The sequence below is a fragment of the Micromonospora olivasterospora genome (assembly GCF_007830265.1).
In the GTDB taxonomy this organism is placed as follows: domain Bacteria; phylum Actinomycetota; class Actinomycetes; order Mycobacteriales; family Micromonosporaceae; genus Micromonospora; species Micromonospora olivasterospora.
The window spans coordinates 1,032,287-1,044,851 of sequence record NZ_VLKE01000001.1 but is presented as its reverse complement, the minus strand read 5'-3'; the positions used below and the strand labels follow the sequence as shown (position 1 = coordinate 1,044,851).

Below are 12,565 nucleotides of genomic sequence, written 5' to 3'. Positions count from 1 at the left end.
CGCCCGAAAGCCTGGACGCATCGGGTAAGCCCAGAGCTGGACGGTGACGCCGGACTCGACAGTGAAGGCGTTGGGCAAGTGTCTGGACGTCTCCGGCGGCGGGTCGGCGGACGGCACGAAGATCCAGCTCTGGACGTGCAACGGCACGGGCGCCCAGAACTGGTCGGCGCAGCCCGACGGCACCGTCCGTAACCCGCAGTCGGGCAAGTGCCTGGACGTCTCGGCCAACAACTCGACGGACGGCACCCCGGTCCACCTGTGGACCTGCACCGCCGCCCCAACCAGCGCTGGGCTCTGCCCTAATCTAAGCCGCTCCTTCCCCGCTCCCTCCCCGCTCCCTCCCCGCCGACTCCCCGCGATCTTGCACTTTTCGCCCCGACCTAACCCGCATAACGGACATATCAAGGGCAGAAACTGCAAGATCGCGGGGGAGGGGGAGGGGAGAGGGGGAGGGGGAGAGGGAGCGGGGGAGGGGAGAGGGGGGTAGCACAGGGCGGTGGGGTGTGGGGGGTTGTCCACAGGGGGTCGGGTGTCCACAGGGGGTGGGCGGGGTCGTCCCGGGGGTCGGCATGGTGGCGGCGTGACGACTCAACTGTGGCGCGTCGAGGATCTTCTGCGCAGCCTGACCATGAAGCGCCTCCGGATCCAGGTCAGCAAGGAGGAGTTGCTTCGGGTGCGGAGGGGCGTCTATGCCGCCGCGCCGTGCGACGACGAGGACGAACTGCGGGCGTTGCTGCTGTGTCTGCCTGAGGGTGCCGCGCTGACGCACCAGAGCGCGGCGCGCCGGCACGGGTTCGGGGTGCTGCGGGAGGATCAGGTCCACGTTCAGTTGCCGGCCACGGTGCCGCGACCCCGCTTGCCCGGACTGGTCGTGCACCATTCGGTCCTGCCCGTACGACCCGTCCTCGTCGGCGGGCTGCCGTGCGTGCCGGCGGCCCGGTGTGCCGTCGACCTGGCCCGCAGTGTGCGACGGCTCGACGCGCTGTCGGTGCTCGACGCGGCCCTTCGCTCGGGCGCGGTCACGCAGGAGGAGTTGCTGGCGGAGTTGCCCGCGCACCGAGCCCTGCGGGGCGTGCGGCAGGCGCGGGACCTCGTGCCACTGGCGGACGGCCGGGCGGAGTGCCGCCAGGAGAGCCAGCTGCGGCTGGTCCTGATCGACGGCAAGCTGCCCCCACCCGAGCCGCAGGTGTGGGTGCACGACTCGTCCGGTCTTCCGCGGTACCGGCTCGACCTGGGCTACCGGGAGCGCAGGATCGGCATCGAGTACGACGGGCTGTCCCACCTGGACCGGGAACGCCTGCGGCACGACCGCGAGCGGGTGAACTGGCTCGACGCCAACGGCTGGCGGATGCGCTACTTCACCGACCAGGACCTCTACCGCCGCCCCCACCACATAGTCACCACGATCCGCGCCGCCCTCACCTGACGGCCTCCCGCCCCGCCCCCGGCCGCGCCCCCCCAAACCCGCGATCTTGCACTTGGTGCCCCGACAATCCGGATAAAGGCCGCGAGATGAGGGCCGAAAGTGCAAGATCGCCGGGGCGGGGCGGGGCGGGGCGGGGCGGGGCGGGGCGGGGCGGGGTGGGGCGGGGCGGGCCGGGGGCGGGGCGGGTGGGGGTGGGGGTGTGGGGCTTCCGTGTGGGGGGCGGGGGTGAATAGAGTAAGGGCGGCGGCCCTGTGGGGTGGCTGGTGATTCGGCGGGAGGCGCAACCCGCTGGGTTCAGGCGCGGACGCGCCCGCCGGTGCCCCCGACGGTTCGCCGCGCACTCCCGGTCGCCCTCGCCCCGGTCCCGCAGCACGGAATCCCCCACCACGCACGACAGGGGAGAAGGACAATGGCGCGACCCATCACGCTCTTCACCGGCCAGTGGGCCGACCTTCCGTTCGACGAGGTCTGCCGGCTCGCCGCCGAGTGGGGCTACGACGGGCTGGAGATCGCCTGCTGGGGCGACCACTTCGAGGTCGACAGGGCGCTCGCCGACGAGTCGTACGTCGACCGGAAGCGGGAGACCCTGGCGAAGCACAACCTGCAGGTCTTCGCCATCTCCAACCACCTCGTCGGCCAGGCCGTCTGCGACCACCCGATTGACGAGCGGCACCAGGACATCCTGCCGGCCCGGATCTGGGGCGACGGCGAGCCGGAGGGGGTCCGCCGCCGGGCGGCCGAGGAGATCAAGGACACCGCCCGGGCGGCGGCGAAGCTGGGCGTCGACACGGTCGTCGGCTTCACCGGCTCGTCGATCTGGCACACCCTGGCGATGTTCCCGCCCGTTCCACCGGCGATGATCGAGCGCGGCTATCAGGACTTCGCCGACCGGTGGAACCCGATCCTCGACGTGTTCGACGAGGTGGGCGTCCGCTTCGCCCACGAGGTCCACCCCAGCGAGATCGCGTACGACTACTGGACGACCAAGCGGACGCTGGAGGCGATCGGGCACCGGCCCGCGTTCGGGCTGAACTGGGACCCGTCGCACTTCGTGTGGCAGGAACTGGACCCGGTGAACTTCATCTTCGACTTCGCCGACCGGATGTACCACGTCGACTGCAAGGACGCGAAGGTGCGTACCGGCGACGGCCGGCGCGGCCGGTTGTCGTCCCACCTGCCCTGGGCTGACATGCGCCGCGGCTGGGACTTCGTCTCCACCGGCCACGGCGACGTGCCGTGGGAGGACTGCTTCCGGGCGCTCAACGCCATCGGGTACGCCGGTCCGATCTCCATCGAGTGGGAGGACGCCGGGATGGACCGCCTGGTCGGGGCGCCCGAGGCGCTCCAGTTCGTCCGGCGGCTGGCCTTCGACGCCCCCACGGCCGCCTTCGACGCGGCGTTCAGCAGCAGCCGGGACTGAGCCCGAACGGACGGGGGCCCGCCGAACCGGAGTGAATCCAGGGACGCGGGCCCGCCGAACCGGACTGAATCCGGGGACGCGGGCCCGCCGAACCGGACTGAGCCCGAGCGGACGGGGGCCCGCCGAACCGGGCCGAGTCCGGGGACGGGGGCCCGCCGAACCGGAGTGAGCCCGGGGACGCGGGCCCGGCCGAGCCGGAGTGAGCCCGAGCGGACGGGGCCCGCCGAACCGGGCCGAGTCCGGGGACGGGGGCCCGCCGAACCGGAGTGAGCCCGGGGACGCGGGCCCGGCCGAGCCGGGACCGGGCGCCGCCCACCACGCCAGGCCCGGTCGCCCAGGTCGGACAGAACGATCGGCAGGCTGCCGGTGGCCAGCGGGGGCGACCGGCGGTAGACCACCGACCGGATCTCGGCCAGCATCGTCGGGCCCACGCCGGGCGCCGTCCCTCCGATGATCACGATGCCCGGGTTGACGAAGTTCACCAGGCCGACCAGGACGCGGGCGACGTGGCGCGCGGCCTCGCGTACCAGGGTCTGCGCGGCCGGGTCGCCCGCGGTGGTCGCGCGGGCCACGTCGGCCACGGTGAGCCCGCCGGCCTCGGCCAACCGGGCGGCGAGCGCCGGCGACCGTCCGGCCTCGGCGGCGGCCAGGGCGTCCCGGACCAGGGCGTCGTCCCCGCAGTACGCCTCCAGGCAGCCGCTCTCGCCGCACCCGCACAGCGGGCCGTCCTCGTCGCCGAGGCGCAGGTGGGCGATGCCGCCCGCGCCGCTGGTGGCGCCCCGGTGCAGCGTCCCGCCGAGCACCGTGCCGCAGCCGATGGCGGTGCCGAGCTTGAGGTAGAGGAAGTCGTCGAAGGCGCGGCCGGTGCCGGCGTGCTGCTCGCCGAGCGCCATCACGTTCGCGTCGTTGTCGACCAGCACCGGACAGCCCAGCTCGGCGGCGAGCACGTCGCGGACGCCGAACCCGTGCCAGCCGGGCAGGGCCGGCGGCGACACCGGGGGCAGGTCTGCGTCGGCGTCGACAGGTGCGACTCCGGGCACGGGGTCGGCGCCTGGAACGAGTACCACAGCTCGGACTTCTCCACCCGCGGCAGGTCCGTCAGGCCCGTGTTGTGCCGGGAGGTGTTCTTCGGCGCCGCGCAGTCGAACGGCGCGACCGACGAGATCGGGTTGGTCGTCCAGTTCATCTCGATGTACGGCAGGTTCGGCTGCACGCACATCGGCCAGCCGTAGTTCGCCGGCTTGTCGACCACCATCATCCGGCCGGTGCCGGCCGGCCCCGCCCGACGGCGGCGGTGGAGGAGTCGGGGGAGTAGTCGGTGAGGTAGGCGACGTCGTTCTTGTCGAGGGTGATCCGGAACGGGTTCCGGAAGCCCATCGCGTGGATCTCCGGCCGGGTCCTGTCACCGGGGTCCTGGGCCTCCGGGAACATGTTGCCCGCCGGCACGGTGTACGACCCGTCGGGGCGTACGGTGATCCGCAGGATCTTGCCGCGGAGGTCGTTGGTGTTCGCGGAGCTGCGCCGCGCGTCGGCGAACGGCGCCTGGTACACGCCGCTGTCGCTGACCGAGTCGTTGTGCGGCGAGAAGCCGCCCGAGCCGCCGGCGCCCGACGGGGTGTCGTCGCCGGTTACCAGCCACAGGTTGTTCTTCGAGTCGAAGGCGATGTCGCCGGCCACGTGACAGCAGGCGCCCCGGTCCACCGGGACCTGGAGGATCTTCTGCTCGGTGGCCAGGTCCAGCGACGGGTTCTCGCCGTCGACGAACTTGAACCGGGAGAGCTGGAAGTAGCCCTTCCACTGGTCCCAGGTCGACGGGTCGGTGCTGGTCGTCGGCGCGCTGCCGGTGGGGGTGTCCAGCGGCGGCGCGTTACAGGTAGACCCACCTGTTGGTGGCGAAGTCGTTGTCGACCGCCGGCCCGTACATCCCGTCCTCGCTGTGGGTGCAGACCGGGATCTGCGCCAGCACCTTGGTCGTGTTGGTCTTCGTGTCGTGCAGCCGGACGCCGCCGCGGCGGTCGGTCTGGAGCACCCGGCCGTCGGGGGAGCACGTCGAAGCCGATCGGCTCGTTGACGTTGGGCTGCGCCCCGACCACGTCATCTCGTAGTTGGCCAGCACGGTCGCGCCGCAGTCGCCGTCGGTCACGCCGGCGGCCCACTGGATCGCGCCGCCCAGGTGGGCCCGCAGGTCGGTGCTGCCGAAGCTCTCCGGGTGGCGCCGAGTCCGGTGTAGAACGACCGGCCGCCCTGGTAGTCCTTGCACCAGGTGACGGGGTGGTCGAAGCCCATGCTCCCGCCGGCGTACGTCTTCTCGTCCACCGTGGCCAGGACGTGGGAGACGCCCCGGACGTTGGCCGCGAAGGTGTACCAGCGGTCGATGTGCCGCCAGCGCTCCGGCAGCGTCGCGGAGGCGGGGTGGACCCGGTCGGCGACGGTGACGGTGGCCGGGCTGACCGGCGCGGCGCCGGTGGCCCGCGTGCCGAGCACGTTGGTGAGGAACGACCAGTCCGGCTCCGCCTCGATCGCGGAGTGGACGCCGACGAAGCCGCCGCCGTCCCGGTAGTACCGCTCGAAGGCGGCCTGCTGGGCGTCGTTGAGGATTTCCCCGGCGGTGTTCAGGAGGACGACGACCCGGTACTGCTTGAGGTGCTCGGGTCCAGAAGCGACTGCGGGCCGGTCGCCCGAAGGCGGCCGGCCCGTCGCGTACGTCGGTCAGAGGTTGCTGCTGTTGCTCGTGCCGGACGACTTGCTGCCGCCCGAGGTCGACCCGGTGCCCGACGAGCTGCCGCCGGACGTGGTGCCGCCGCCCGCTCGGGTGCCGACGGCGGCCGGCGTGCCCGCGTACGCGTTGTCGGCGGGCGTCAGGTCCTGCTTGCCGTTCGCGCCGAGCTTCTCACCCAGCTTCGTCTGGCTCAGCCTGTCCTTGCCCTCGCTGTACAGCCGGTTGGCCTGGGCCTGCGCGACCCCCGCCGCCTCCTGGACGGTCGGGTGGTCGAGCACCTTGCGGCCCCGGACGACCAGCTCCTCGTACTTCTCCCGGCCGGCGCGGGCGCCCAGGACGAATCCCGCAGCCAGCCCGCCAAGAAACATGATCTTTCCGCGCATGGCGGCTCCTTCCGTACCCGACGCGCCATCCCCGCCCTGCGGGGTGGGGGCCCCGTAGGTGACGACTCCTTCGCGCCTACGTCCTGCGTTCGCAGCAGCTAACTACCCATCCTGCTCCGCGCTCATGCCTGACTGGGTCCGGATGACGATTTGTCCGATTCTTCGGCGTTTCGTCCCGCCGTGGGCCCGGGTCGATCCGCGGGTAACCCCCTGGCGCGAACCCCCCGGGAGTCCTGTACTCTTGTGCCGTCGCCGGGCACCGGAGAGATCCGGGCCAGGCGTCATGCGGTCCCCCGTAGCTCAATTGGCAGAGCAGCCGGCTGTTAACCGGCAGGTTTTTGGTTCGAGTCCAAACGGGGGAGCCACGCTCCGCCCCACGCCCGTCGGCCCCGCCGGCGGGCGTAGTCGTTTCCCGGGGCGGGCCCCTCCCGCCTGGCCGCCACGCCCCGAGGACCCTTCACCACCGGAAGCGTTGACAAGGGCGCTTCCACCCACCTGGGTCGGGTCCGGCCGCCATGATGGTCGAATGGCGACGGGACGGGGCCGTGGCACCGCCACGCTGATCGCGGCGCTGGTCGTGGTCGCCTGGCTGGTCGTCGGGGCGGTGGCCGGGCCGTACTCCGGGCGGCTGGGCGAGGTCGCCACCAACGACAACGCCGCCTTCCTGCCCGCCGACGCCGAGGCGACCCGGGCGCAGGACCTCGCCGCCGATTTCGCCGACCGGCGGATCACACCCGCCCTGGTCGTCTACGAGCGCGCCACCGGGATCACGGAGGCGGACGGGCGGCGGGTCGCCGCCGACGCCGCGCGCTTCGCCGGGGTACGGGGCGTCGTCCCACCGATCCCGCCGCCGATACCCAGCCGGGACGGCCAGGCGCTGCAGGTCGTCGTGCCGATCGACGACGCCGAGGGGGAACGCATCGGCCGGGTGGTCGACGACCTGCGCACCGTCGCCGGCGCGGACTCCGGCGGCCTGGCCGTGCACGTCACCGGCCCCGCCGGCCTGCTCGCCGACCTGATCGAGGTGTTCCGGGCCATCGACGGGCCGCTGCTGCTGGTCACCCTTCTCGTGGTGCTGGTCATCCTGCTGGTCGTCTACCGCAGCCCCGTGCTGTGGATCTTCCCGCTGCTCGCCGCCGGGATGTCGTACGCCCTGGCGGCCCTGCTCGTCTACGTCCTCGCGGACGCCGACCTCGTCACCCTGAACGGGCAGGCGCAGGGCATCCTCACCGTCCTCGTCTTCGGCGCCGGCACCGACTACGCCCTGCTGCTCATCGCCCGCCACCGGGAGGAACTGCACCGGCACCGGCGCCCGTGGGACGCGATGCGCGCCGCCTGGAAGGGGGCCGCGCCGGCGATCATCGGATCCGGCGGCACCGTCATCGTCAGCCTGCTCTGCCTCCTGCTGTCCAGCCTCAACTCCAACCGGGCCCTCGGCCCGGTCGCCGCCGTCGGCATCGCCGCCACGCTGCTGGTGATGCTCACCTTCCTGCCCGCGCTGCTGCTCCTCGGCGGCCGCTGGGCGTTCTGGCCCGCCGGCCGGCGGCGGACCGGGCCGACCCCGCGCCGAGCACGGGACCTGGACCCGGGTGGCCGGCTTCGTCGCCCGCCACGCCCGGCCGGTCTGGCTGGTCACCGCCGCCGCGCTGGCCGTGCTCACCGTCGGCCTGACCCAGTTGCACGTCACCACCCTCGGCCAGAGCGACGTGTTCACCACGCGCACCGACTCCGTCGCCGGGCAGGAGGCGATCTCCCGGCACTACCCGGCCGGCACGGGCAGCCCGGCCACCATCTTCGTCAGGCGGGAGACGGCCCAGCAGGTCGCCCAGGTCGCCGAGGCGGTGCCCGGGTGACCTCCGTCCGTCCGGTCACCGGGAGCGGATCGGCCGCCCCGCCCGAGGCGAACGCCCCGCCCGTCGTGGTCGACGGCCGGGTCCAGTTGGAGGCCACCCTGACCGACCGGCCCGACAGCCCCGGCGCCGAGCGGACCGTGCGGAGGCTGCGGGAGGCGGTGCACCGGGTGCCCGGCGCCGACGCCGTGGTCGGGGGCTTCACCGCGGTCAACGTGGACACCGCCGACGCGTCCGCCCGGGACCGCAACGTGATCATCCCGGCGGTGCTCGCGGTGATCGCGGTCGTCCTGGCCCTGCTGCTGCGCGCCCTGCTCGCCCCGGTCCTGCTCATCGCGACCGTGGTGCTGTCGTTCCTCGCCACGCTCGGGCTGTGCGGGCTGATCTTCCGGTACGCCCTCGACTACCCCGGCGTCGACCAGTCGTTCCCGCTGTTCGCGTTCGTCTTCCTCGTCGCCCTCGGCATCGACTACAACATCTTCCTGATGAGCCGGGTCCGGGAGGAGTCGGTCCGGCGCGGCACCCGGCCCGGCGTGCTCGCCGGCCTCGCCCTCACCGGCGGCGTGATCACCTCCGCCGGCATCGTGCTCGCGGCGACGTTCTCCGCGCTCGCCGTGCTGCCACTGGTGGTCCTCGTCGAGCTGGGCGTCGCCGTCGCCGTCGGGGTCCTGCTCGACACCGTCGTCGTCCGCTCGCTGCTGGTGCCCGCCCTGTCGTACGACATCGGGCCGCCCGTGTGGTGGCCGAGCCGGCTGGGCCGCACGGCCCGGCGGGTGGCCCGGCATGCGCGCTGAGACCGGCGTCGTGATCGTCGGCGCCGGCCTGGCCGGCCTGGCCGGCCTGCGGCCGTCCTCGCCGAGTTGCGCGCCCCGGGCTCACGGCCCGCGCCGGTCGCCCCGCCGGGCCGCCGCCCGGACCGGTCGAAGGACATCCCGACCGGGTACGAAGGGGACGGCGGTGCGCTGCTGCGTACTGTTATCCTCGCGTAGCCCATCGTGGGGTTTCGAGGGGCGCGCGCGGCGCTGTTTCGTGCTGGCCCCTGATCCATCGGGCGGGTTACGATCCGGCGCGGCAAGCGGGGCGGTAGCTCAGCGGGTTAGAGCAGGGGACTCATAATCCCTCGGTCGCGGGTTCGAGTCCCGCCCGCCCCACCATCAAGAAGCGCGCTTGACCTGGGTTTCTTGCCACTCTTGCGATAACACGCGACCAGGTGTGGCGCCACATCATCGCCCAGGTCCGCGTCGACGCCGACAACCGCGAGGACTGGAACCTCTACGCCCTCGGCACCGCCGCTTTCGGCCTGGTCGCCCGCGCCGCCCGACTCGCCATGCCCGACGAAGACGACCCCGCCGAACGGTTCGTGAAAGCCCAGTACGAGCTGATGTACGCCTTCCTCGACAGGATGCAGGCCACCGTGACCACCGCGGCCGGCACCCGGTGGCGGATGGACATCGACCGGCCCAACGTCTACTCCCGGCTCCTTGGCGGCGCGTACGACCACGCCAGCGGGCGCACCGAGCACCGCCGCAAACAGCTCACCCGTCGCCACGACGAAACCGCAGCCGAACACCAAGCCCGCATCGCCCGCCTCCGCGAGGAAGAACCGCGAGAGGTCCCCGTGGGCACCGACAGGGAAGTCAGTGCCCACCACGAGAAGCGCCAGGCCAGACCCGACACCCGAGGCATGGATGCCGTCATAGCCCGCCTACAGGAGTTGGTGAGGCAGTCCGTCAACATGCCCGCCGCGTACCGGATCGACCCCACCAGCGCTGAACTACTCCAACGCACCTACCTCGACGGCGAACCCCTCGGCCACGTCGCCGCCGAGCTGAACCTGTCCCAAAGCAACGCGTCCAAACGACGCGCGACCGCCGTGCAGCGGCTCCGACGACTCATCACCATCAAGGCCGTACCCCGTCAACCGCCGCACCGTTAAACCCACCGTCCGGCCGCCCGTGAGTCGCACCACCCACGGACGGCCGGACGGCCATCAGGCGACCGGAGCAACCGGCCGCGCGTACTTGTCCCGCCCCACCCGTAGCGGGCCGCTTCCGCCACCACCTGCGACACCGCCTCTTCGATCAGCTCCCGCGACTCCGCGTCGTCCTCGATCCGCCACCCGTAGCGGGAGGTCGCGTCCAGGCAGAGCACGATCACATCCACCACCGGACTGACCCGGAACACCAAAGACCACGACGGCCCGTGCACCCGCAAGGCAACACCACCGGGGCCGGAGGCGACGCGCAGCACACCCGACCCGCTCCACCACCCCGGCAGCGTCCAACAAGGGCTGCCGCATGGCCGGATCATCGCGCACCCGCGCCGGCATCACCCGCTGCGCGATCACGTCCGCGCCACCGCGCCACAACCCACCCGGCCGCCGATCAGCGAGGGCTTCGCACACGTGCTCGGCCAGCGCCCGCCGCCGCCGCCGCGCCGACTCCGACAACCCCACCGGTTCCACCAGCTCACCACCGGGCACGGTCGGGTCACCCACCGGCAGCACCATCATCGACGTGTCCTCGCCGGCCACCTGAGCCCGCCACACCTCATCGCGGGCAGCCTCCATCAGGGCGTCGTACTGCTCATCGGCCCACGTCGCCCACGCCGCCCGCGTACGCGGCTTCGGTAGCACACCCCGCGTCGAGTGCATCCGCCGATGCGCAGCCAGCCGAGCCAGCACCGTCCGGCGGCGGACGCGCGAAATGCGGTACATAAATCACCGCTTGGCATACCGCCAGTAGCCCGCGCGACAGTAGCTGACGCCGAGAAAAGCAAGCCCCATCCCACACCCGAACGAGTGACCAGCCCAAACACCGCACGGCAGCGCCAGCACGGATCGATAGAGTCACCGGCGTTGGAGCGGCCGGCACACTCTCACCCGCCTCGCCGCTCCATCCATCGCCCGAAGGCTTCCCGAGCCCGTCTTGCCGATGGCCGCCCTTCGGCGTGGGGGGACGGGGCGACGGCCAGCAGGGGCAATCGCCCACCGCAGCGGGTCAGCCGTCGCCCCGTCACCGACTCAGCGCTCCCGGAACAGCTCCGCAAGGGCCGCGCGGATGGCTGGCACCGCTTCGGCGGGGTGGTGGTCGAGGGGCAGGTGCTTGATCGCCGCGTACACCGCTTCATCGATGTCTTTGACGGTGAGGTCGCCGGGTAGGCGTTGGAACCAGCGATAGCCGGTCGGCCGCTCCGGCAGTCCCACATCGCGCAGATACGAGTTTGCGGCCTCGTCGATGATCGCTTGATCATCCGCCGTGCGCGGCACAAAGAACGTCCGCTCTCCGGTGCTGTCGCTAAGCTTCACCTCGACTTGATGTTGCCGAGTCTCCGGGTACCGGACCAGGGTGGCGGCGTCGGCGAGGTAGCCGAGCATCGCATCCCAGCCGGAATCGCTCAGCTCACAGAACCTGCCATCAGGAGTGTCGATGGTGTGGCGGCGGTCGGAGATGTCCGGCGGTGATCCGGGGAACGGCTGGGCTGTGTCCCAGGCGTTCGGTGCGGCGCTGGTGTCGCCCATGCTGCTCCTCCGGGGGGGCTTGCTACGGCACGGTCCCGGCCTCCCTGAAGAGAGGTCGGGACCGTGGTCACGCATCCGTATTCACCTGTGATGGTACGACTTTTGGGACAGGACAGGATCAGAACTTGCAGGGGTCGGCGGTGGACCCGTAACACTTGAAGCGCAAGGCATCATCCTTCACCCGAACCCATGCCGTAATGCTCGGGTATATGGGAGCGGTCCAGGCAAGGCAGGGCGAAGTCGAGGAAGCCTGCGCAACATGGACTCGTGCCCTGGACGCAATGGAAGGGGTTCGCTCGGCCGCACCCGCCAGGTCGCCGCCGAGATGCGCGCCATCCTCTCGCCCTACAAGCGCCGCAGCATCCGGGCAGTCCGAGAGGTGGATGCCCGCGCCCAGACCTACCTTTTACCTTCGCCTAGACGACAGCCATCAGCAGAAGCGGGAGACTGGAATGGCAGCCGAGAAGTTCGCCGTAGAACCCATTGCGCGTATCGTGGGCGGAAGAATCGAGCCGACGGATGACTATTGGGGCGGAAGCCGGGCCATTATTCGGATTGATGAAGGCCGGTTCACCCCAGCAGCCACCAAGGGCCTTGAGAAATTCTCTCACCTTGAGATCATCTTCCGATTCCACCTCACCGACCCGACTGATCTGAACCTGGGCGCACGCCGGCCAAGAGACAACCCGGATTGGCCTGAGGTCGGCATCTTCGGCCACCGCAACATGCGCCGCAACAACTGGTTGGGCGTATCTCGATGCCGCCTGGTCAAGGTTGATGGCCTTGACCTTCACGTCGAGGAGCTAGACGCCGCGGACGGCACTCCCGTCCTCGACATCAAGCCCTGGTTCTCAGAGTTCGGGCCGCGCGGCGAGGTCAAGCAACCGACCTGGACAACTCAGATGCTCGGACTGTACTTCGCAGACCCCGCAGAGGCCCAGGCGAAGCAGGGGACAAGGTGAGCCCGCTGTGAGCCCGGACGCCCACGGACCCACCGACCCCATCGAACACTGACGGACAACCATAGGGGTGTCTACGTGCACAGATACACACCCCTATGGACTGGCCATCACCCGGAATCACGGCTGGGATTCAACTCATACTCCCTCGGTCGCGGGTTCGAGTCCCGCCCGCCCCACCACCGCACCATTGTGCGCACCGGTGGTTCGTTTGAGGTGCCCTCGTCCGTTTCGGGCGGGGGTATTGCCGTGTCGGTGGGGATCTTGAACGCGGATACGACTCCCTGG

Annotated in this window: 10 protein-coding genes, 2 tRNA genes and 3 pseudogenes; 9 read left to right on the top strand and 6 right to left on the bottom strand. The window is 71.4% G+C overall.

What is annotated here, in order from left to right:
- Positions 1-28: 28 nt before the first annotated feature.
- The 3 genes and pseudogenes from JD77_RS04505 to JD77_RS04490 form a co-directional block, all read left to right on the top strand.
- A pseudogene (locus tag JD77_RS04505) lies at positions 29-303 on the top strand (RICIN domain-containing protein); the annotation flags it as partial.
- 277 nt (positions 304-580) lie between these two features.
- Positions 581-1,426, top strand: a complete 846-nt coding sequence (locus tag JD77_RS04500) for a DUF559 domain-containing protein (RefSeq protein WP_246140523.1) — start codon at positions 581-583, stop codon at positions 1,424-1,426.
- A 409-nt stretch (positions 1,427-1,835) separates the two neighbouring features.
- Positions 1,836-2,846: a sugar phosphate isomerase/epimerase family protein gene (locus tag JD77_RS04490; protein WP_145773169.1), complete on the top strand. Its 1,011-nt coding sequence runs from the start codon at positions 1,836-1,838 to the stop codon at positions 2,844-2,846.
- 452 nt (positions 2,847-3,298) lie between these two features.
- Here the strand turns inward: JD77_RS04490 and JD77_RS33350 are convergent.
- Positions 3,299-3,766 (bottom strand): annotated as a pseudogene (locus JD77_RS33350) (ROK family protein); the annotation flags it as partial.
- A gap of 186 nt (positions 3,767-3,952) precedes the next feature.
- Here JD77_RS33350 and JD77_RS34650 point away from each other — a divergent pair.
- Positions 3,953-4,078, top strand: a complete 126-nt coding sequence (locus tag JD77_RS34650; RefSeq protein WP_281292079.1) for a hypothetical protein — start codon at positions 3,953-3,955, stop codon at positions 4,076-4,078.
- Between the two features lie 22 nt (positions 4,079-4,100).
- Here the strand turns inward: JD77_RS34650 and JD77_RS34645 are convergent, their stop codons facing one another.
- The 4 genes and pseudogenes from JD77_RS34645 to JD77_RS04465 all read right to left on the bottom strand — a co-directional run bounded on the left by JD77_RS34645 (position 4,101) and on the right by JD77_RS04465 (position 5,948).
- Positions 4,101-4,547 carry a PQQ-dependent sugar dehydrogenase gene (locus tag JD77_RS34645; RefSeq protein WP_342799631.1) on the bottom strand — a complete coding sequence of 149 codons (447 nt, stop codon included), beginning with the start codon at positions 4,545-4,547 and terminating at the stop codon, positions 4,101-4,103.
- Between the two features lie 166 nt (positions 4,548-4,713).
- Positions 4,714-4,989 (bottom strand): PQQ-dependent sugar dehydrogenase, encoded by a 276-nt coding sequence (locus JD77_RS34640; RefSeq protein WP_145773167.1) that lies wholly within the window; start codon positions 4,987-4,989, stop codon positions 4,714-4,716.
- A pseudogene (locus JD77_RS04470) lies at positions 4,986-5,483 on the bottom strand (ThuA domain-containing protein); the annotation flags it as partial. The gene JD77_RS34640 and the pseudogene JD77_RS04470, both read right to left, overlap by 4 nt.
- Positions 5,484-5,555: 72 nt before the next feature.
- Positions 5,556-5,948, bottom strand: a complete 393-nt coding sequence (locus tag JD77_RS04465) for a hypothetical protein (protein WP_145773165.1) — start codon at positions 5,946-5,948, stop codon at positions 5,556-5,558.
- A 289-nt stretch (positions 5,949-6,237) separates the two neighbouring features.
- Between JD77_RS04465 and JD77_RS04460 the strand changes: the two genes are divergently transcribed.
- The 4 genes from JD77_RS04460 (at position 6,238) to JD77_RS04445 (ending at position 9,734) form a co-directional block, all read left to right on the top strand.
- Positions 6,238-6,313 (top strand) — tRNA-Asn (locus JD77_RS04460).
- Positions 6,314-6,474: 161 nt separating this feature from the next.
- The gene (locus JD77_RS04455; protein WP_246140522.1) at positions 6,475-8,592 is read left to right on the top strand and encodes an MMPL family transporter; all 2,118 of its coding nucleotides are present in this window, start codon (positions 6,475-6,477) and stop codon (positions 8,590-8,592) included.
- Positions 8,593-8,875: 283 nt separating this feature from the next.
- Positions 8,876-8,952, top strand: a tRNA-Ile gene (locus JD77_RS04450).
- A 56-nt stretch (positions 8,953-9,008) separates the two neighbouring features.
- The gene (locus JD77_RS04445) at positions 9,009-9,734 is read left to right on the top strand and encodes a hypothetical protein (protein ID WP_145773164.1); all 726 of its coding nucleotides are present in this window, start codon (positions 9,009-9,011) and stop codon (positions 9,732-9,734) included.
- Positions 9,735-10,820: 1,086 nt separating this feature from the next.
- Here the strand turns inward: JD77_RS04445 and JD77_RS04435 are convergent.
- Positions 10,821-11,318 (bottom strand): DUF5956 family protein, encoded by a 498-nt coding sequence (locus tag JD77_RS04435; protein WP_145773163.1) that lies wholly within the window; start codon positions 11,316-11,318, stop codon positions 10,821-10,823.
- 452 nt (positions 11,319-11,770) lie between these two features.
- Between JD77_RS04435 and JD77_RS04425 the strand changes: the two genes are divergently transcribed.
- Positions 11,771-12,280, top strand: coding sequence for an SAM-dependent methyltransferase (locus JD77_RS04425; RefSeq protein ID WP_145773162.1), 510 nt, complete (start codon positions 11,771-11,773; stop codon positions 12,278-12,280).
- The last annotated feature ends 285 nt before the right edge of the window (positions 12,281-12,565 follow it).